At 52.0% G+C, this 281-nt stretch carries 1 protein-coding gene; it reads left to right on the top strand.

Annotated features, from left to right (window positions below):
• Positions 1-32: 32 nt before the first annotated feature.
• On the top strand, positions 33-281 hold a 249-nt coding region (locus QWJ41_RS21055), incomplete at its 3' end, for a hypothetical protein (protein ID WP_302710438.1).

The raw sequence follows: 281 nt of genomic DNA, 5'->3' as shown, positions 1-281 counted from the left end.
AAGGAACGACGAAATTGGTTGGTATCATAGACATGGTCCGCAGGATCGTCGCGCCTAGTAGCAAAGAGGAGGTTGGGGATGGGGTGGTGGAGACGTGGGCTATGTATACGATGCTTACGAGCATCGATGTCGAACGGAAAGCGAGTGTTATGGAAGTGAAGAAGAAAGAGGCGGAAGAGATAGAGAGTGAGGAGGAAGAGGAGGCGTTTGAATCTATGGACGTGGATGGGCGAGGAGCGCAGAAGGAGAAAGATGAGGTGAAGATGAAGAAGGTGCCGGTG

The sequence above is a fragment of the Nocardioides cremeus genome (assembly GCF_030518195.1).
Taxonomy (GTDB): domain Bacteria; phylum Actinomycetota; class Actinomycetes; order Propionibacteriales; family Nocardioidaceae; genus Nocardioides; species Nocardioides cremeus.
This window is presented reverse-complemented; position numbering and strand designations above follow the sequence as displayed.